This is a genomic window from Glutamicibacter sp. B1 (assembly GCF_039602135.1).
In the GTDB taxonomy this organism is placed as follows: domain Bacteria; phylum Actinomycetota; class Actinomycetes; order Actinomycetales; family Micrococcaceae; genus Glutamicibacter; species Glutamicibacter ectropisis.
On the sequence record NZ_CP125942.1, the window covers coordinates 2793108 to 2812748 of the forward strand.

Annotated in this window: 14 protein-coding genes; 6 read left to right on the plus strand and 8 right to left on the minus strand. The window is 52.9% G+C overall.

Translation table 11 applies throughout. The features are described from left to right. Window positions 1-7: 7 nt before the first annotated feature. Window positions 8-2578 (minus strand): ATP-dependent helicase HrpB, encoded by a 2571-nt coding sequence (gene hrpB / locus QMQ05_RS13110; protein ID WP_345470671.1) that lies wholly within the window; start codon window positions 2576-2578, stop codon window positions 8-10. Beyond that, complete coding sequence (locus tag QMQ05_RS13115; RefSeq protein ID WP_345470673.1) at window positions 2575-3366, minus strand: alpha/beta fold hydrolase; 792 nt, start codon at window positions 3364-3366, stop codon at window positions 2575-2577. The genes hrpB and QMQ05_RS13115 overlap by 4 nt, the downstream gene beginning before the upstream one ends. A gap of 152 nt (window positions 3367-3518) precedes the next feature. Here QMQ05_RS13115 and QMQ05_RS13120 point away from each other — a divergent pair, with 152 nt between their 5' ends. The 3 genes from QMQ05_RS13120 (at window position 3519) to QMQ05_RS13130 (ending at window position 6684) form a co-directional block, all read left to right on the plus strand. Continuing rightward, entirely contained in the window at window positions 3519-3656 is a 138-nt protein-coding gene (locus QMQ05_RS13120; protein WP_345470675.1) for a hypothetical protein, read from the plus strand. A gap of 332 nt (window positions 3657-3988) precedes the next feature. Beyond that, complete coding sequence (gene mgrA, locus QMQ05_RS13125; protein ID WP_345474744.1) at window positions 3989-5035, plus strand: L-glyceraldehyde 3-phosphate reductase; 1047 nt, start codon at window positions 3989-3991, stop codon at window positions 5033-5035. A 266-nt stretch (window positions 5036-5301) separates the two neighbouring features. Continuing rightward, the gene (locus QMQ05_RS13130) at window positions 5302-6684 is read left to right on the plus strand and encodes an NAD-dependent succinate-semialdehyde dehydrogenase (protein ID WP_345470677.1); all 1383 of its coding nucleotides are present in this window, start codon (window positions 5302-5304) and stop codon (window positions 6682-6684) included. An 81-nt stretch (window positions 6685-6765) separates the two neighbouring features. On the opposite strand, the gene QMQ05_RS13135 is transcribed toward QMQ05_RS13130, so the two are convergent. The 3 genes from QMQ05_RS13135 to QMQ05_RS16975 all read right to left on the minus strand — a co-directional run bounded on the left by QMQ05_RS13135 (window position 6766) and on the right by QMQ05_RS16975 (window position 13799). Continuing rightward, a complete protein-coding gene (locus tag QMQ05_RS13135; RefSeq protein ID WP_345470679.1) occupies window positions 6766-7839 on the minus strand; it encodes an HTTM domain-containing protein in 1074 nt (357 codons plus the stop codon). Then, window positions 7830-8585, minus strand: coding sequence for a DUF5819 family protein (locus QMQ05_RS13140; RefSeq protein WP_345470681.1), 756 nt, complete (start codon window positions 8583-8585; stop codon window positions 7830-7832). Before QMQ05_RS13140 ends, QMQ05_RS13135 begins: the two co-directional genes overlap by 10 nt. Before the next feature lie 120 nt (window positions 8586-8705). Continuing rightward, window positions 8706-13799, minus strand: coding sequence for a choice-of-anchor G family protein (locus QMQ05_RS16975; protein WP_434063145.1), 5094 nt, complete (start codon window positions 13797-13799; stop codon window positions 8706-8708). Window positions 13800-14204: 405 nt separating this feature from the next. Between QMQ05_RS16975 and QMQ05_RS13155 the strand changes: the two genes are divergently transcribed. Then, window positions 14205-14870, plus strand: a complete 666-nt coding sequence (locus QMQ05_RS13155; protein ID WP_345470687.1) for a response regulator transcription factor — start codon at window positions 14205-14207, stop codon at window positions 14868-14870. Here QMQ05_RS13155 and QMQ05_RS13160 read toward each other — a convergent pair. The 3 genes from QMQ05_RS13160 to QMQ05_RS13170 form a co-directional block, all read right to left on the minus strand. Further along, entirely contained in the window at window positions 14867-15553 is a 687-nt protein-coding gene (locus tag QMQ05_RS13160) for an SH3 domain-containing protein (RefSeq protein ID WP_345470689.1), read from the minus strand. The two genes, QMQ05_RS13155 and QMQ05_RS13160, sit on opposite strands and share 4 nt — an antisense overlap. Before the next feature lie 125 nt (window positions 15554-15678). Next, a complete protein-coding gene (locus QMQ05_RS13165; RefSeq protein ID WP_334123911.1) occupies window positions 15679-16179 on the minus strand; it encodes a ferritin in 501 nt (166 codons plus the stop codon). A gap of 145 nt (window positions 16180-16324) precedes the next feature. After that, window positions 16325-18742: a Tex family protein gene (locus tag QMQ05_RS13170; protein ID WP_345470691.1), complete on the minus strand. Its 2418-nt coding sequence runs from the start codon at window positions 18740-18742 to the stop codon at window positions 16325-16327. Window positions 18743-18835: 93 nt separating this feature from the next. On the opposite strand from QMQ05_RS13170, the gene QMQ05_RS13175 reads away from it, so the two are divergent. Beyond that, entirely contained in the window at window positions 18836-19192 is a 357-nt protein-coding gene (locus tag QMQ05_RS13175; protein WP_345470693.1) for a hypothetical protein, read from the plus strand. A 40-nt stretch (window positions 19193-19232) separates the two neighbouring features. Further along, entirely contained in the window at window positions 19233-19634 is a 402-nt protein-coding gene (locus QMQ05_RS13180; protein WP_345470695.1) for an RNA-binding S4 domain-containing protein, read from the plus strand. The last annotated feature ends 7 nt before the right edge of the window (window positions 19635-19641 follow it).

Genomic DNA, 19641 nt, shown 5'->3' on the forward strand with positions numbered 1-19641 from the left:
TCTTTTCCTACTGCTGATTCAGTCGTCTCTTCGTCTTCGCTGTGGCCACATGCTCCCAAGGATTTTCTGGCCAAGGATGCTTGGGATAGCGTCCGCGCATTTCGGATCGAACTTGGGCGTACGGACCGTTAAAGAAGCTCACCAGATCATCGGTCACTGCCAGCGGGTAGCCTCCTGGAGACAGTAAATGAAACTGGACCGGTAGTTTTTCGCGCACGAGGCGCGGAGACTGATCCAAGCCAAAGCATTCTTGAAGTTTGACGGCTACTACTGCTGGGCCGTGATCACCCACGGGTGGGTAGGCAATACGGATCATGGACCCCGAGGGCACTTGAAGTCGCTGCGGAACCAAATCATCAAAATCGTGGGCGTGCTCCCATGGAAGCAACGTCCGCAGAGCCGAATGGAGATCAACTTGAGCTGCGTTTTTGCCTTTAGCCACCTGACGCAAGATCGGTTCTAACCAGTCTTCGCTTCGTGCAATCAACGATGATTCATCCACCGCGCAGAAGGGATCCCCTAAGAGACGGTAGGCCACGGCCATACGACGACGTAGGGAATCAAAGCTTTCTTGTTCCCCGAAGAATGCCAGCCCCTGCTCTTGCACGGCTAATTCAACTGCCTGCATTCCCAGCTCTTCAGTGACCTTCACCGGACGCGAGGACAATTCAATTGCTCCGAAGTGCTCCACCTTGCGTGCGCTGATCCTGCCATCCACAAACTCAGCCGTTTCGCTACTTTCATGCATGTGCGGAAGCAGCTCAAGCAGCGTCGACAGGTCGATGCCCATCGCACTCCTGATGGTGGCTTTGGATCCAGTACGAGCCACTTCAACCACTGCCAGATACTCTTCATGCGCTAGCTGGCTTTTGGGAGGAAGAACTGCTCGTGTGCCCGAGGCGAGTAAATACTCATCGTGGGACACCTTGCGCGCCACCCACTGTGGGTAGGCCAGAGCGCAGATAGCAGATAAGGCATCAGCCACTGAGCTACCTGCCTGTTCTGGCTGCCCCTTCAGACTTTGTCCCCCGTCACCAACTAACCGTTTCAAACGCGCCGTTTCCTGCTTCCAGGCGCGGTGAGCTGGGTGCGACGGTTTTCGCACCAAGGCATAGAGTTCTTGCAGATCAGCACTGGCGATACGCTCGGAGCTGGCTAATAAAGCGACAGATTCTGCAGCTGCTTGCGCGCCAAATACGGGTGCACCTTCGAGCAATGCGCGTGCAGTCCGAGGGTCAGTGGGAATCTTGATCATTTGTTCGCCCGAGGCGGTAATGCGTCCCGATTCGTCAACAGCACCCAGGCTTTTGAGCACTAGCTCGTCGCTCGCCATTATTGTTTCAGGAGGAGCCTCCCACAGCCCCAGGCCTTCTCCCCTGGGCGTTCCCCACGCTGCCAAAGAAAGGCCGGCTGACACCAAATCACCGGTGCGAATTTCTGGAGTGGAATATTCTGGGGCAGCCGCAAAAGTCTTCGGATCCAAGGTGCGCACCACCTGACCAGGACCAAGACGTCCTGCACGGCCAGCGCGCTGGGTTGCTGTGGCGCGACTAGCTACGACAGTAACCAACCCGGAGAGTCCACGTGAAGTATCACGGCGTGGTTCTCGGGCGTAACCAGCATCAATGACCAGATGGACGCGAGGAATAGTCAGTGACGATTCCGAGATGGATGTTGAAACAATGATCCGTGGAGGGCTGCCAGCCTCAGGCTCGTTGAGAATCGCATCTTGCTCTGCCGATGAAATTTGCGAGTGAAGTTCCAATGCCCTGATTCCGCTGGCGGAAATCTGTGCACAGACACGTTGAACTTCGCGCGCTCCGGGTACGAACACCAGGGTGTCCACGGGATGGTTGCTTGCGGCATTTACCTTGGCAGAATACTGCACACTGGTGGTAGCTACATGCCTGAGGTAGTCATCTTTGATGCCGAATTCTGTGACACGAGTAGATGAGTAGCTTTCAAAAATTTCCTCGACATCATACTGTGCGCTCTGGGCGCTGATGATCCTGACGGGTTTTTCAGTTGAGAGGAAATCTGCAAGCTCTTTGGCATGCAAGGTCGCACTCATTAGAACGAGACAGAGGTCATCTCGGAGTTCGCTGACTTGTTTGATCATTGCCAGCAATAAATCGGTGTCAATGGAACGTTCATGGACTTCATCAATGATCACCGCACTGATACCGCCCAAATCTGGGTCTGCCAGCAATCGACGCAACATCAGACCCGCAGTAACAAATTCCACTTCAGTTCTCGCGGAAACCGCACGTTCTCCGCGAACGGAAAAACCGACTTTTTCACCCAGCGTGGAACCATCCAACTGGGCAAGCCTTCGGGCCGCTGCGCGCGCTGCCACGCGACGTGGTTGGGTGACAATAATTTTCCCTGTCAGACCAGCTTCTCGCAGTGCATTGGCCACCATCGGTGGAACGATGGTGGTTTTACCGGATCCTGGCGGGGCTTGAATCACCAGTGGATTGCTAGGGTCCGCCACCAATGCTTGGTAAAGGTCATCTCGGCTGGGACCGAAGGCTAGTCCGGAAGAGATCTGTTCCAGATCAAATGTGCCGCTGTTCATGCCTGACGCCCGGCCCAGAATGAGCGTATGGCATTGACGATTGGTTCAATGGGATACAGCGTTCCACCGTGAGTGCGTCCTGGCAGGGCGACCATTCGAGCGTTGGGCAATGTGCGCACCATGATTTTGTTTTGATCAAAGCGTGGCTGATCCCGGGTACCAATAAGCAACAGGGTTGGAATCTTGATTCTGGCCAAGTCAGCAAGATCAATATTTTGCAGGGTCTCGGCAGCTTCGTAATACGCGGCCAGTGCCAGCGGATCATTTGATTTGAAAGCCAACCGGGTTGCTGGATCCAGTTTGCCACCAGTCTCCTGACCGGTGACGAAGCCTTCAATGTCGCCTCGGCGCAATACTTCCAGATAGCCCGGGAAGAAGAGTTTGCCGATTTCCCCAGGAGTAATTTCGTAAGTGCCGCCGAGCATGATCAACGAAATGACCTGCTCTGGATGAGTCATGGCTAGGTGCAACCCGGTACGGGCTCCAAAAGAGTACCCAACGATGTGCACTCGTTCCAGGCCTAGGTGTTGCAAGACCGCTTGGATGTCACTAACGACTTTATCCATGGTGTACTCGGCGACATCATGAGACTTCGCTGATTTGCCGTGTCCGCGCAAGTCCATTCGGATGGTCCGATGATCCTCGCCCAGTGCTTTGGTGTAACCCAGCCCTCGCCAGATGGAACGAGATAAAGCTGAACCGTGCAGGAAAAGAATTGGCTCTCCCTCGGCTCCGTCATCGTCGAAAAAGATGTCGGAACCATCGACAGGATTATTGATCATCGGCATGTATTCGATTAAATCCCTAATCCAAGGGGAAGGCGAAATCAGAGTTCGCCCGAATCTATCGACATTCCCATCTAATAGGTGAAGACTGAAGATACACGACTAGGTCACGGCGATTGCTCGTGGCTTGGATTAGATTCAGAAGGGGGAAAACGATGAACACGCAACCTGCCAATGGGCAGCCTGCAGATCCCGATGAAGAGAAGAAACTACATGACGAGCACGACGAGGAGCTTGTCGAAGAATGGGAAGACGAGTCTTTCCCCGCTTCTGATCCGCCATCAAATTATTAGGCATCACGTTCCAAGGTGAGAACACACGTGACTCTCAGCTTGTTTCAAGACTCGGCTCCTAGTGTGGTTAATACCTTCTCAAGGTGCGAGTGATCTAGAAGAACCGATTCGTACAGGCGTTACCTCCTTGGCCTGACGGATCGGTTCTTCATTTAAGTTTGGGCAGGCCTAATCCGCTTTGTGGGGCGGTTGCGGTATTACGCATTTAGCAGATTTGCTCGACGGACATGTTGGGCAGTTCACCTTTTGGCATAGTCTGAAGTGGAGTCTCATTGACCTCTGCCCAGTCAGCACAGACGCTGCAAGAAAGGTGCCTCGTGGAATACGAACGAATGCCAGCCACCAAAGAACTACACCGCCCCTATACCGCTGCGGCCGATCGCTATGAACACTATGGCTACCGCCGCGTCGGAGATTCGGGCCTACGTCTTCCACCACTGTCGTTGGGACTGTGGTGGAACTTCGGAGACAACCGACCTTTCGACAATCAACGCGAAATTCTCCGACATGCCTTTGACCACGGCATCAACCACTTCGACCTAGCCAACAACTATGGGCCACCTGCAGGTTCGGCTGAAGAAAACTTTGGCCGCATGATGCGCAAGGACTTCAAGCCCTACCGCAATGAACTGCTCATCTCTTCCAAAGCCGGCTATGACATGTGGCCGGGTCCATATGGCACCTTCGGATCCCGCAAGTACCTTATTGCCTCTTGTGAGGCGTCGCTGGAGAAAATGGGGCTGGACTACGTAGACATCTTCTACTCTCACCGTTTTGATCCAAAGACTCCTCTAGAAGAAACCATTGGCGCTTTGGATACCTTGGTACGCCAGGGCAAGGCCACCTACGTCGGTATTTCTTCATACTCCGCAGAACGTACTGCGCAAGCAAAGCAGATCGCGAATGATCTGGGGACGCCTCTGGTCATTCATCAGCCTTCGTACAATATTCTCAATCCATGGGTTGAACACGGATTGTTGCAGACCTTGGAAAAGGAACGCATGGGCGCCATTGCGTTTACACCGTTGGCTCAGGGTCTGCTGACCGACAAATATTTGTCGACCACTGATGTTGAACGACAGGGCGGACGTCGTTCGCTCGAAAGTCAGTTGACCGAGGAGAACTTGACCAAGGTCCGTCGGCTGAATGAAGTCGCACAGAAGCGTGGCCAGTCCTTGGCGCAGATGGCGTTGGCGTGGCTGTTGCGCGATGGTGCTGCAACTTCCGTACTGATTGGCGCTTCTTCCACTAAACAGCTGGACGAAAATCTGGGTGCGTTGAAGAACCTTGAATTCAGTGAAACAGAGTTGTCCCAGATCGCTGACATCGCCCAGGGTGACGCCGGCATCGACTGGTGGCGCGCCTCAGCAATCAGCTAACTAGCAACCAGATACGGCCGATTAGTCGTTTTCATAGCCGTGGTTTCCCCGCTTTCACTTGGGAGACCACGGCTTTGCTAGGGCTTATAACACGTCCTGTTTTCGACGGGTGAAAGTTACTTCTTCATACTGGCTCAAACTCATTTCTGAGGATAAGCTCGGAGAAGACGCACAATGAAGTGAATTACATTCATTTATTGGGTGAAGTTCGATAGCGTCAAGATAAAGACTTACGCTGACCAATCTGCACAAACGAAGGAGCATTGATGAGCGCCCCAACCTACAAGGTCTTGAACCCGGCCACCGGAGACGTTGTCGAAGAATTTGACGCAGCAACTGACGAACAAGTTGAGCAGGCGCTTACCGCCGCGCAGTCCGCTTATGAGTCGTGGCAGGACGTCGACATCAACGAACGCGCAAAGATTGTCTCCAAGGTCGGAGCACTCTTCGCCGAACGTGCTGATGAACTGGGCAAGATCATGACCACTGAAATGGGTAAGCCACTATCTGAAGCAGTTGGCGAAGCACAGTTCTGCCAGGAGATCTTCGAATACTTCGCCACCGAGGGTCCAACCCTTGCAGCGGATCAGGAAATTAAGTCGTTCTCAGGCGGCAAGGCTGTTGTACAGAAGCGCCCGGTAGGTCCGCTGCTGGGCATCATGCCTTGGAACTTCCCGCTGTACCAGGTGGCTCGATTCGCAGCACCTAACCTGATGCTGGGCAACACCATTCTCCTGAAGCATGCTGAGTCCTGCCCACGTTCGGCACTGGCCATCCAGGAAATCATGGACGAAGCCGGCGTTCCAGCGGGCGTGTACAACAACGTCTTTGCAACCCATGATCAGATCTCCACCATCATTGCTGATCCTCGCATCCAAGGCGTTTCCTTGACCGGTTCCGAACGTGCCGGCGCCATTATCGGCGAACAGGCTGGACGCAACCTCAAGAAGGCCGTATTGGAACTTGGCGGTTCAGATCCGTTTGTTGTCCTTGATTCCGATGATGTCCCAGGCATCGTTGATACGGCGTGGGGCTACCGCATTGATAACACCGGTCAGGCCTGCAACTCGAACAAGCGCATGATTGTCATGGAAGACATCTACGACGAGTTCGTTGCAGAACTAACCAAGCGCGCCGATGGCTTGAAGCCAGGTGACCCAATGGAAGAAGCCGAGGGAACCTTCGCTCCGCTTTCCTCACGTAAAGCTGCGGAATCCCTGCATGAGCAGGTTCAGGATGCAGTATCCAAGGGTGCAACCTTGCACGCTGGTGGCGTTCTGCATGATGGCCCATCAGCCTACTACTCCCCTGCCGTCCTTACCGGGATCACCAAGGATATGCGTGCGTACTACGAAGAGCTCTTCGGTCCAGTAGCCGTCGTATACAAGGTCAGCAGCGATGAGGAAGCCACTGAACTGGCCAACGACACCATCTACGGTTTGGGCGGCTCTGTTCACTCCACGGATGTGGAACGCGCTTCCAAGGTTGCTCAGAAACTGCAGTCAGGTATGACCAATGTCAACGTGGCCAGCGCCGAAGGTGCTGAGATGCCGTTTGGTGGCGTGAAGCGTTCAGGTTTCGGCCGTGAGCTGGGTCCACTAGGCATGGACGAATTCGTGAACAAGCGTCTGTTCTATGTAGGCGAGTAACGATCTGAAGCGACTTCGCTTCGATGACAAACAGGAGGGGTGAACCACAAAAGTGGTTCACCCCTCCTGTTTGTTTAATCGTCAAACGGTTGCCGAAGCCTTTTCAGGTTCATCATCTGCGATTTCATCCGGCTCTTGGACCGGTTGAGGCGACTTCTTGAAGGGAGAAATCGAGTTCCATCTAGCTGCAAGCCACTTCTGAATAATGATCCACGTTGCACTAGATACGAGCACTGCATCGGCAGAAGCCATGATCCCCGAGAAGAACGGAAGGCCCATGACAACCGCAATGCCAATGTGCATGCCAAGAATCATTACCAAGGCAATTCGCCGGCTGATCTTGTGGAATAGCATAAACGGGAAAGCTATCTGAGCGACTACGGTCACGTAAGTAATCAGTGAAACAATCCATGAGTTCGCTGTAATCAGCCCGCTAAGCCACGGGAAAATACCGTAGGCTTCCGAACTCACAGGGTAATACATGGCCGTTCCGTTTTGCCAAAGGTCGCCTTGAACCTTGTAAAGCCCAGCTTCTAGATACACCAGGCAAAGCTGAGCGACGACGAGGCACAGGGCAATGTTGTGAAGCACCGTGACGACTTCAAATTCGCGCTTCTTTTTGCCTTTACGCTGCCGTAGCCATGAATCAACCGACCATCGCTTTGAGAGATCAGCAAAAATTAGGTAGATCAGCATGATTCTGATGAAGTAATTTCCACCATCAGAAATCGGTGTATTTTGAGCATTGATCGCGGTATAGAAAATGAAGAATAGTGGCGTGATGATTCGTGTTTGCCAACCAGCAACAAACAAGATCGCCAACAGAATTGCCACCGCGTACCAGAAGACAAAAAACCCAACGCCAGCATCGCGAAGAATATCCAACGGCCACTTATATCCGAGGACTGAACGATAAGGCTCTAAGTAGGCCGAACCAGGCCCCCAAATCTTTGCGGCAACCGGAATGTTAAACAGAAGCCAGCCAAGAATAAACAGTCCTGAAGCAATTCTCATCACTGCCAGGCCGTAGGATGCGTTTCGGTTTTCAGTAAACCAACGATAAATCCAACTCAATGCATCGGAGCCGAAACTTTTGTTCTTCGCAATCCAAGCTCGTATCGATGGGTTCTCCACCGGTTGCTCATTTAGCTCCATACTGACACCGTCGATTCATCAAATTTCTTAGTGTCGCGCCAACCGATGTAGGTTTCGCGAGTCTTCGTCGTGGCTTTCTCATCATGCCGTTGCGCGAATGGAACGATAGGTTCACGGCGTAGCTTGATCTCTACCATTGACGCGCCACCCCACTGTTCAATTGCGTATAAAGAGGCGAAGCCGACTGCAGTATCTTCCATTCGTTTATAGGCCCGAAGGTTGCTCAGCTCAGAAGAAGAATACTTTTTGCGTGCCTCCGCTGAATTTAGGTCAACTCCGAAGACCGGCGTGCCCAAAACATAAGGGTTGCCGATCTGTTTGCGAGCGCTTGAACTGAGATCTGAGGCCGCGCTCCACAATCGGCCGTGAATCGATTTGGATTGTTTCGTTTCACGGTTGGCAAACATATTTCCAGCACGGCTTTTCATTTCTTCTGCCGTGACATCACGCCATTCTGTGAACTCTGCGCCACCTGAGCTACCTTTGGCACAGACTTCAGCCGAGGAAAGGCAGGCTCTCATTGTGAAGTATTCGTCTTGCGAATATGGCCCTGGAGCAAAGAGACTCCACCCTTGATCTAAAGGACCGAGGAAGTATTTATTCAATTGCGGTTGTAGCGACGTTTTTATGGGTGTCGAAGGGCCTGTGAAAGCCAAAGTGGCACCAATATGGCCTAGCGCAGCCAATCCCGCAATAAGTAGCACCAAGACTGTAAACAGTTTCGGCTTAGTTTTTTGTTGCCTCATCAGGCCATTGTCTCCGAATCTTCAACACCCGTGTATTTTTTTACGATTGCTACAAGAATACGAAATGGGAGGGGCATCACTTGGATGCCCCTCCTATTTCCGCCTATAGCGACGTTTTGACTATGCTGAACGCTTTCGCGCGATCACAGTCACGCCAGCACCGAGCAATACCAGAGCCAGTGCGCCTCCAGCAATCCAGAGAGCTCCGTTAGAACCGGTGTCCGCTAGGCCGCCGTTCTTGGAGTTGTCCTTCTTAGAGGAGTCCTTCTTGGTGTTGTCGGAGTCGCCCGAGTTTGCACCCGAGTTATCGGTCGAGTTCGCATCCGTGTTTGCGTCGGTATTCGCATCCGTGTTTGCGTCAGTGTTCTCAGCAGTATTCTCAGCCGAGTTCACCTCAGTATTCGCATCCGTGTTTGCGTCAGTGTTCTCAGCAGTATTCTCAGCCGAGTTCACCTCAGTGTTCGCATCCGTGTTTGCGTCAGTGTTCTCAGCAGTATTCTCAGCCGAGTTCACCTCAGTGTTCGCATCCGTGTTTGCGTCAGTGTTCTCAGCAGTATTCTCAGCCGAGTTCACCTCAGTGTTCGCATCCGTGTTTGCGTCAGTGTTCGCATCCGTGTTTGCGTCAGTGTTCGCATCCGTGTTTGCGTCAGTGTTCGCATCCGTGTTTGCGTCAGTGTTCTCAGCAGTATTCTCAGCCGAGTTCACCTCAGTGTTCGCATCCGTGTTTGCGTCGGTATTCGCATCCGTGTTTGCGTCAGTGTTCGCATCCGTGTTTGCGTCAGTGTTCTCAGCAGTATTCTCAGCCGAGTTCACCTCAGTGTTCGCATCCGTGTTTGCGTCAGTGTTCGCATCCGTGTTTGCGTCAGTGTTCTCAGCAGTATTCTCAGCCGAGTTCACCTCAGTGTTCGCATCCGTGTTTGCGTCGGTATTCGCATCCGTGTTTGCGTCAGTGTTCGCATCCGTGTTTGCGTCAGTGTTCGCATCCGTGTTTGCGTCAGTGTTCGCATCCGTGTTTGCGTCAGTGTTCGCATCCGTGTTTGCGTCAGTGTTATCTGCGGTGTTGTCTGCAGTATTCACTTCAGTCGAATCGTCAGCCACAACAGTGAACGTGGTGAAGCTGTAGGCGTTGGTCTCAACGTCGGTAGCCACGATCAGGTAGTTACCGAGTTCAAGATCGGAAGAGTCAACCTCGAAGCTGATGTCACCATTGTCGTCGGCAGTCACGTTGTCAGGTAGCGATGCAGCAAAAGCCTTGGCCAGGGTTGAGGTTGTCTCGCCCAGTGGGGTCTGCTCGATCTTGACTTCGCCGTTTGCAGTGAATTCTTTACCAGTTACGGTTCCGCGTTCACCCTTGATGATTCGGTTCGGCGTGATGTCGATGTTAACTTGGTTCTCAACGGCATCCTGCGGCTTTACCTGGAAGTACTCAGTAAAGGTCTTTCCGGTTTCTTCATCCGTGACCTCAATGGTGTAGATACCTTCTGGCAAGCCCTTGGTATCAAACTTGAAATCAAAGTGGCCGTTTTCGTCAACGGTTGCTTCGCCCTCACGCACGGACTCTTCGCCGGTGTTCGGGTCGCGAACGATGATCTTTACGTTTCCATCAGGCGTGAACTTGTCACCGATAACGCTGACGTCATCACCCTCAGTAACGTCGTTCGGCAGCACAGTCACCACTGGGTGCTCTGTGTTGTCCGCGGTGTTGTCGTTCGTGTTATCCGAAGTGTTGTCAGCCGAGTTCACCTCAGTGTTCGCATCCGTGTTTGCGTCAGTGTTCTCAGCAGTATTCTCAGCCGAGTTCACCTCAGTGTTCGCATCCGTGTTTGCGTCAGTGTTCTCAGCAGTATTCTCAGCCGAGTTCACCTCAGTGTTCGCATCCGTGTTTGCGTCAGTGTTCGCATCCGTGTTTGCGTCAGTGTTCTCAGCAGTATTCTCAGCCGAGTTCACCTCAGTGTTCGCATCCGTGTTTGCGTCAGTGTTCGCATCCGTGTTTGCGTCAGTGTTCGCATCCGTGTTTGCGTCAGTGTTCGCATCCGTGTTTGCGTCAGTGTTCGCATCCGTGTTTGCGTCAGTGTTCGCATCCGTGTTTGCGTCAGTGTTCGCATCCGTGTTTGCGTCAGTGTTCTCAGCAGTATTCTCAGCCGAGTTCACCTCAGTGTTCGCATCCGTGTTTGCGTCAGTGTTCGCATCCGTGTTTGCGTCAGTGTTCGCATCCGTGTTTGCGTCAGTGTTCTCAGCAGTATTCTCAGCCGAGTTCACCTCAGTGTTCGCATCCGTGTTTGCGTCAGTGTTCGCATCCGTGTTTGCGTCAGTGTTCGCATCCGTGTTTGCGTCAGTGTTCGCATCCGTGTTTGCGTCAGTGTTCGCATCCGTGTTTGCGTCAGTGTTCTCAGCAGTATTCTCAGCCGAGTTCACCTCAGTGTTCGCATCCGTGTTTGCGTCAGTGTTCGCATCCGTGTTTGCGTCAGTGTTCGCATCCGTGTTTGCGTCAGTGTTCTCAGCAGTATTCTCAGCCGAGTTCACCTCAGTATTCGCATCCGTGTTTGCGTCAGTGTTCGCATCCGTGTTTGCGTCAGTGTTCTCAGCAGTATTCTCAGCCGAGTTCACCTCAGTGTTCGCATCCGTGTTTGCGTCGGTATTCGCATCCGTGTTTGCGTCAGTGTTCTCAGCAGTATTCTCAGCCGAGTTCACCTCAGTGTTCGCATCCGTGTTTGCGTCAGTGTTCGCATCCGTGTTTGCGTCAGTGTTCTCAGCAGTATTCTCAGCCGAGTTCACCTCAGTGTTCGCATCCGTGTTTGCGTCAGTGTTCTCAGCAGTATTCTCAGCCGAGTTCACCTCAGTGTTCGCATCCGTGTTTGCGTCGGTATTCGCATCCGTGTTTGCGTCAGTGTTCTCAGCAGTATTCTCAGCCGAGTTCACCTCAGTGTTCGCATCCGTGTTTGCGTCAGTGTTCTCAGCAGTATTCTCAGCCGAGTTCACCTCAGTGTTCGCATCCGTGTTTGCGTCGGTATTCGCATCCGTGTTTGCGTCAGTGTTCTCAGCAGTATTCTCAGCCGAGTTCACCTCAGTGTTCGCATCCGTGTTTGCGTCGGTATTCGCATCCGTGTTTGCGTCAGTGTTCGCATCCGTGTTTGCGTCAGTGTTCTCAGCAGTATTCTCAGCCGAGTTCACCTCAGTGTTCGCATCCGTGTTTGCGTCAGTGTTCGCATCCGTGTTTGCGTCAGTGTTCGCATCCGTGTTTTCTGCGGTGTTGTCTGCAGTATTCACCGCAGTGTTGTCGCCGGTATTGGTTTCGGTGTTCAACTCAGTGTTGTCTGCCGTGTTTTCAGTGGTGTTTGGCGGCGCAACGTTGAAGGTGACTTCATCTGTCGACTCTGCGTCGTCATCACCATCGGTAGCAACAGCAGTGTGAGAACCCTCGGCTAAGCCTTCAAACGTAGTTGTCCACTTACCGTCATCGCCTACAACCGCTTCTTGAGCGGTAGTATCATCGCCGTCGAGAGTCACGGTGATGGTTTTGCCTGGCTCAGCAGTACCTGAAACTTCAACTGGATTGCCTTCAGTGAATTCCTGACCTTCAATTGGTGTCTCAATGACCACTGGGGCTTCAGTCTGTGCTGCGTCCAGTGCACGAACTTCCGAACGCGCGAACGAAACCTTGTTGGCTTCAGCGCCCATGGAAGGCAAAAGCTCTACTGAGAGTGCAGTAACGTAGTCTGCTTCCTCAGTTGAGTCTGGATCGCTGCTTGGATCATCAATTACGGTAGTTCCCTGTTCGTTGACCTTAATCTCAACGATTTCGTTAAGTACGCCCTCGATAACGGGTTCTAGCGGATCGGTGACGCCCTTTACAACGTCGGTAATTACGCCAGGCAATCCATCAATAACAGGGTTCACAACGGTGCCCAAAGTACCACCGACAACGCTGACAACTCCATTAGCCAACGGGGTGATCAACGAACCAAGGTTCAATCCAGCCAACGTCAGATCAACATTGGTGGTTGGCTTTTCAGAAACCAAGCCCAGGAAGCTCGCAACGCTACCTTCGACGGTTGCATTACCCGAAGCCAATGGCACAAGCAATCTAGCTTCTAGTCCAAGGTCAACGACAATCTTGATCTCATCAAGTGCGGAAACAAGACTGTTTCGAAGATCGGTGACCAGGTTCGACAAAGCGGCTGTAATCTCGTCAGCAATTTCTTGAACAGCAGTGTCGCTGAGGACCTCATAGTTTGCAGGCTTGCCGTTCAGTCCACCAGTAGTAATCTTCGAAAGGTCGACGCTAATGTCGCCCGATCCAAGGTCGATGCTGACCAAACCGGTATCCGAGGTAATCACACCAGTGAGGACGTCAGTCTTGACCTTCGCAAGGGCGTCGTCAACTCCGTCGAGCCCCACGGTAGCATCGGTAACACCAATTCGCGCCAATGGGCGCAAATCAATGTCGATAGCTTCGAGACCCGAAGTGATGGTGCCAAGAACACCATCGGACGACAAAGCAGTGTTAAGCGTTGTGCCTAGGCCGTCTACGACAGTACCCAGCGAATTGGTCAATCCGCCAACAGCAGGACTGCTGACGGTAGCCTTCGCTCCTGCAACCAAGTATTCGGTCGTCAAGGTTCCGTCGGTCTTATCCGCCTTTGAACCGAGAGCTCCGATCTCCAAAGAAGCTTCATCTACAAGCTGGTCAGTCAAACCACTAACCTGAAGCTGATCCAACAACCTTGTTAGATCAACGTTGGCAGTCATATCACCAGAATTTGTAGAATCAACGGCGATCGTTCCATCTGAGCTAACAGCTCCAGCTGCAGATTTTGCGCTCGTAGAACTAGGGGTCTCAGCATACGAGCTGAGGAGCCCTGCTTCACCCAAGGTCAGAAGTCCCGTGCCGTCACCGTTAATAAGTGGCAGGCTACTCAGACCTGTCCCCAAGTTCAAGTTCAAAGCACCCAGAGCCTGAACATTCAGTGGGTTGTGCTTTGCGCCTGGCGAGCTCGGATTACCTGCGTACGCAAATCCAGCGTCCGCAACAGGAATTGTAAGAAGGTTAAGATCGAGGACTCTACCAAGAGCCTCGGAATCGTCCGCCGGCGCGGCATACGCAGCCGTGACGGTTGGAGCCACGAATAGGCTAGCCACGACTGCGCCGGCAAGTACTCGACGTGTCGCTCGGCCCTTCGAGCCCTTGGCTGGTGGCAAATTCTTTGCTTGCACCACTGTCCTCCAAAAGTAGGTTGTGATCTAGAACCCTAGTTAAAGTCCCTATTTGACTCTACGGACACACCCCCTCCGCTCACAGGTTTCTTTCAGCCATTTCTTTGCATACTCAGGTCAAATTTCTTGGCCAAATGGCTATTTTTGTTAGCTTTCAGGTAATACTCAGGAGTAACTTATTATCAAACTTCCGCATGAATTCAAGGGATAATTGGTATTGACCTCATAATTCACTTTTTGCTCATATTTAATATTCTCCGATTGTTGTCTTATTGTTACCTATCAAGCCAAGCAAATTGGCTAATTGGTTATAAACTGAGTTCACCTGCTGACCATCAGCTATGCAGGGGTAGGACTGGGGCAACCCGCCATGCTGAAAGCACTGCTTGAGATGAGGATTCTTGCATGTCACGTATACGCGTTCACTTGGCCGACAGCGATTACTTTTCACGCGCTGGAATCTCGGGAGTTCTTTCGACCGCAGAAGATTTCGTCCTAGAACAAGTCACGGACTCCATGCCAGAAGCCATCAGCGGTGCAGCCGAGCTAAAGCCAGATGTCATCTTGCTCGAGGCAACGACTGACGGACACGACCTCTACGGTGCTATTCAAGAGATTTCCGAACAGAGCCCCGACACCAAAATTGTTGTTATGGCAGGGCGATATAACCGCAATGAAATTGCTCTAGCTTATGAAGCCGGCAGTTCAGGCTTGATTTCAAAAAGCTCGATTAGTTCCGAGTTGCCCAGTGCCTTGCGGATGCTGGTAGCCGGATATCAGCTTTTCGCTCCCCCCACGGACGGTTGGGACCCCACTTCACGAGTAGCCCGCCGTTCAATTCATCAAGAAGCTTTCCAGGAGCTCGGCGAAAGGGATCGTGGGCTCGTTCGGCTCGTTGCTGCCGGGCTGACGAACGCTCAGATTTCCCGTATTGCGCATATTTCTGAGGGGTCGGTCAAACTTCACCTTGCACGCGTCATGGATGAACTGAGCGTTTCAAATCGCGTTCAATTAGCCGTTATCGCGGCAGAAGCTGGCTTAGTAACTTCAGCAGACCTCAAGATTGCTTAGTAAACAGTACGTAACTGACTAGCCGGAACCCACATTTGCTCGCCTTCGCGGTCGATCTGACGCCACGCACCTTGGCGCGCCACAATAATCACTGCCGTATCAGCAGGAAGAATCCGAACCAGTGAATAGTGGTCGCCCGGTCCACGGCGGGCGTTAAGACGAATGGTAGTCAAGGCTCGCTGGTTCGGCACTGCAATCAATCCACCGCGTGCTGGACGCGCCGGGATTTCTTGTAGATACATGCTAGGAACCCAGCCTAAGAGTTTGCCGGCTTGGACTTGTGACCAGAGTCCTTGCTGAAGCATGGAGCGCACCTTGCTCCCCTGGTCAATGACCTTTAAGACCGGGTATCCGGTGCCACTTCCCTTACGTAGGTTGAGCGTTGCAGTGGTGACGTGGGTGGCTTCGATGAGCGAATAGCGAGAGAGTACTGGCTCAGCGTTGTCATCGTCGTCTTCAGCCGGGACGGGCTCATCAAAAACCGTAGGGATAGGTTCCAAATAGATATTAGGTAGCCACCCGTAGGTTTTTTCTACAAACACATGGGCCCAAGAACCTTTGACTTCAATGAGGGCCAATTCTGTACCGTGGGCCAGATTGCTCTGCACAACATAGTGTCGGCCCGCGCCCTTGCGCAGTTTGAGCGAGGCAGTCGTCCTGTGAGTCAACGTTACAGACGACATCAAAGCCGATTTTTGTGGCAAGCCCACTTGGTTCACGACCACCTCAATTAAAAACTTAGGGAAGCAGTCACCGACTGCTTCCCTAAGTTTATTCCATTTTTAGAAGATGTGTGCTTCGTTGTCTACTAGTCGTCCGATGGACGCGAGCCAAGCTCCGCATCCAGACGCAACAGGCCGCTTCCGTCGTTACCGATCAGCTTCACGCGGTCCAAGATTTCGGAGACAGTTGCTTCTTCCTCAATCTGCTCGTCGATGAACCAGTGCAGCAGTGGAAGGGAATCGATGTCTCCCTCGGTCTGAGCCAGGCGGTACAGTTCGCGAATTGCTTCGGATACCTTCTGCTCATGTGCTAGCGAAGCTGCAAAAGCGTCAGCAACGCTCTTGATGTTCAGCTCAGGCGATGGCTGTTCACCAATCTTTGGGTGAGCGGAGCGGTCGGTCATGTGGGTCATGAACTTTTCTGCGTGCTCAATTTCCTCGCCAGCCTGTGCGCGGAACCAGCCAGCCATGCCCGGAAGGCTCATGACGTCCATTTCGATGGCTAGCTGACGGTATACCGTTGCTGCAGTCAGTTCGAGAGTTACTTGGGTGCTGAAGGCTTCTGCCAGTTTTCCTGTAAGTTCCATATCTTTAGAGTAGAACGATTTTTCTGCCTTGTCACCGAAGTTTGGACACACTTAGTCCAACTTGAATTAGGGAATCATACCACGTTGACAGCAGGTTAACGTAGCCGATACTAATAAAGGTTAGGTAAACCGAAACAGTCGAAATCTACCGGTTCAGACCGGCACGTCGCAACGCTTCGGCCATGGCAGTATTGCCCGAAGCCGCTGGCTTACCATTGCGGTTCCCCTGGCTTCGATTCTGAGAATTCTCATTCTTAGCGTTGCGAGCCCCAGAACCTCTACCATTCCCGGTCTTTCGTTCCCTCGATGCGCCGCCCTTGGTCGGTTCGCCAGCTACTGGAAGCTCATCATCCAATCGCAGCGTCAAAGAAATACGCTTACGGTTAGTGTCTACGTCTAGAACTTTGACCTTGACGATTTGTCCCGAGCTCACCACTTCACGTGGATCAGAGATGAACTTGGTGCTCATCGCCGATACGTGGATTAGACCGTCCTGGTGAACACCTAGATCAACAAAGGCGCCAAAGGCTGCAACGTTAGAGACAGTACCTTCAAGAATCATTCCCGGCTTAACGTCACTGATCGTTTCAACGCCTTCCTTCAACGAAGCCGTGACGAATTCGCCACGGGGATCTCGCGCTGGGCGGCGCAATTCAGAAATGACATCGCGAATGGTTGGTTCGCCGAACTGCTCCGTCACAAAATCCTGAACCTTCAGTTCTTCCAGCCGACGGCCCTGTGCTTCGGCGCTCTGCTGCAGAGTTTTAGCTAATGCATAAGCTTCAGGGTGAACCGATGATGCATCCAGCTTTTCTTCCCCTCCGGTGATACGAAGGAACCCGGCACACTGTTCAAACGCCTTCGCACCCAAACGCGGGACCTTCAACAGGTCCTTACGCGTGGCAAAAGGACCATTGGCGTTTCGGTGGTCAACAATATTGCGGCTCAACAGTGGTCCAACACCGGCAACGCGAGAGAGCAGTGCTGGTGATGCCGTATTAACGTCAACGCCCACCGCATTAACACAGTCCTCAACCACGGCGTCCAAGGCACGATCAAGCTTCGACGCTGTCACATCATGCTGGTACTGGCCAACACCAATGGACTTTGGATCAATCTTGACTAGCTCGGCCAACGGGTCTTGGAGGCGGCGAGCAATCGACACCGCTCCACGCAGAGAAACATCCATTTCTGGCAGCTCTTGGCTGGCCAATTCTGATGCAGAGTATACGGAGGCTCCGGCTTCAGAGACGATCACCTTGCTAATCCCCGAACCGCCAAGCACCTTGATGACTTCAGCGGCCAGACGATCGGTTTCACGCCCCGCGGTCCCATTGCCCACTGCGATGAGAGTGGTGCCATATTTCTTGGCCAGTTTGGCCAAGATTGCTACCGATTCGTCCCACTTCTTAACCGGAGCATGCGGGTAAATAGTGGCAGTCTCAACTGACTTTCCGGTCAGGTCAACCACGGCGACTTTCACACCGGTACGTAGACCTGGATCTAGGCCGAGGACTGCTTTGTTCCCTGCAGGGGCTGCCAAGAGGACATCGCGCAGGTTAGCGGCAAAGATCTTAACTGACTCGTCTTCGGCTGCTTCAAATAGTCTGGAGCGCAGGTCTGATTCGAAGCGGGTTAACAAACGCGCTTTCCACGCCAAACGTACGGTTTGAGAAATCCAAGAAGCGGCGGCCGCTCCGGTAGAAACATTCAGGCCCAATGACGCAGCAATCGCGTTTTCATATCCCGAGCGTGCCTGAGCCAAGGCATCTTCGTCACGAGGATCTGCTTCAGCCAGTTGAAGGTTTAGTACCCCTTCACGCTCACCACGCAAGAGTGCCAGCACACGGTGGGATGGGAGACGGTCCAGGTTGGCAACGTAGTCCAGGTAATCAGAGTATTTTCCCTGACCTTCGGCGCTGGCTGTACTGGCGACACTGGCACTGATCTTGCCATTGCTCCACAGTCGCTCGCGCAGTTCGCTGGCCAGTGCCACGTCTTGAGAGACGCGTTCTGTCACGATAGAGCGGGCTCCGGAAAGGACATCGGTTTCAGCAACAAACCCGGCCTCGGCGTTAAGGTACTCCGTAGCTGCCTGAAGGGGATCCGTCGTCGGAGTGGAAAGCAATAAGTCTGCCAGTGGCTCCAAACCTGCTTCTCGTGCAATCTGTGCTTTGGTGCGCCTCTTGGACTTGAACGGCAGGTAGAGGTCTTCAAGTTCAGCTTTGGTGCTCGCCAACGCGATCGCTTCCGAAAGCTGATCGGTGAGTTTGCCAGCTTCGCTAATGGCTTCGAGGATCGTGACACGGCGTTCTTCTAATTCGCGCAGGTAGCGCAGGCGTTCCTCGAGCAAACGCAACTGGCTATCGCTGAGCATGCCTGTTGCTTCTTTTCGATAGCGGGCAATAAAGGGAACGGTTGATCCCGAGTCGAGGAGCTCTACCGTTGCTTTGATCTGCCAAATGGCGACCGTAGTTTCGGTGGATAGTTCCTGCGCCAGCTGAGCGAAAATACGCTCTTGGGTGCTGCGGTCATCGGTCGTGTTCTTCTGCTCGCTACTCACCGATCAATTGTGCCTCACGGACTTCAAAGTTCAGATGATCGACTCGGTTGGCGTACAGCAGAAATTCAACATTAATGACTAGGGTTAATATCCATGGGGAAAGTTAATGTTCGCAAAGCGGCAACGCTGTTTGCTATCGCATCGGTAACGATGCTTAGCGCCGGATGTTCCATTGTTCAGGACACCGCTTCAAATGCTGCTAACCAGCTCACGGATGCTGCCAGCAAAGAGATAGTTCGTCAGGCATGTGCCCCTGTACAGGACGGCACCATAGATTCCAATGAAATGCGCGTCCTATCGTCCATCGTGAAATCGGTGGAAGGCGGCGGGCTACCCGAAGAAATGGTTCAGGCCCTCAATGACCTCGCGGATTCTGGCGACCAGGCACCGGCTGCCCTGCAAGAACGCCTCAAAAACGCCTGCGACCAAGCTACAGCGGAAAGTAACTAACGGCGCTAAGTGAGCTCGGTACCTGTTCTAAACTTTTCCCATGGTTGAAATTCCCACCAGTGGCAAAGTCAGACTCGATGCTTGGCTGTGGTCTGTGCGCATCTACAAAACACGCTCCGCAGCGACGACCGCATGTCGCGCCGGCCACGTGCGCCTGAATGGCGAACCGGTCAAAGCGTCACAAACTGTTGTTACCGGTGACCGCATCCGTGTACGCAAAGATGGTTTTGACCGTGACGTTGAAGTCACGGGTCTACTTTCCAAGCGCGTATCGGCTCCGGTAGCCGCCAAATGCTATCTGGACCACACGCCTCCACGTGAACGAGTCGTCATCCCACAGGTTCCGGTGCGAGATCGCGGCACGGGACGCCCCACCAAGAAAGACCGTCGCGAAATGGATCACTTGCGCTCTTCTTGGCAGGGCCCCGATACCGAGCTGTAGTTCTGTT

Coding starts and splice junctions, on each gene's coding strand:
- hrpB (WP_345470671.1), bottom strand. CDS start 2,578: ATGAACAGCGGCACATTTGATCTGGAACAGATCTCTTCCGGACTAGCC.
- QMQ05_RS13115 (WP_345470673.1), bottom strand. CDS start 3,366: ATGCCGATGATCAATAATCCTGTCGATGGTTCCGACATCTTTTTCGAC.
- QMQ05_RS13120 (WP_345470675.1), top strand. CDS start 3,519: ATGAACACGCAACCTGCCAATGGGCAGCCTGCAGATCCCGATGAAGAG.
- mgrA (WP_345474744.1), top strand. CDS start 3,989: ATGCCAGCCACCAAAGAACTACACCGCCCCTATACCGCTGCGGCCGAT.
- QMQ05_RS13130 (WP_345470677.1), top strand. CDS start 5,302: ATGAGCGCCCCAACCTACAAGGTCTTGAACCCGGCCACCGGAGACGTT.
- QMQ05_RS13135 (WP_345470679.1), bottom strand. CDS start 7,839: ATGGAGCTAAATGAGCAACCGGTGGAGAACCCATCGATACGAGCTTGG.
- QMQ05_RS13140 (WP_345470681.1), bottom strand. CDS start 8,585: ATGAGGCAACAAAAAACTAAGCCGAAACTGTTTACAGTCTTGGTGCTA.
- QMQ05_RS13155 (WP_345470687.1), top strand. CDS start 14,205: ATGTCACGTATACGCGTTCACTTGGCCGACAGCGATTACTTTTCACGC.
- QMQ05_RS13160 (WP_345470689.1), bottom strand. CDS start 15,553: ATGTCGTCTGTAACGTTGACTCACAGGACGACTGCCTCGCTCAAACTG.
- QMQ05_RS13165 (WP_334123911.1), bottom strand. CDS start 16,179: ATGGAACTTACAGGAAAACTGGCAGAAGCCTTCAGCACCCAAGTAACT.
- QMQ05_RS13175 (WP_345470693.1), top strand. CDS start 18,836: ATGGGGAAAGTTAATGTTCGCAAAGCGGCAACGCTGTTTGCTATCGCA.
- QMQ05_RS13180 (WP_345470695.1), top strand. CDS start 19,233: ATGGTTGAAATTCCCACCAGTGGCAAAGTCAGACTCGATGCTTGGCTG.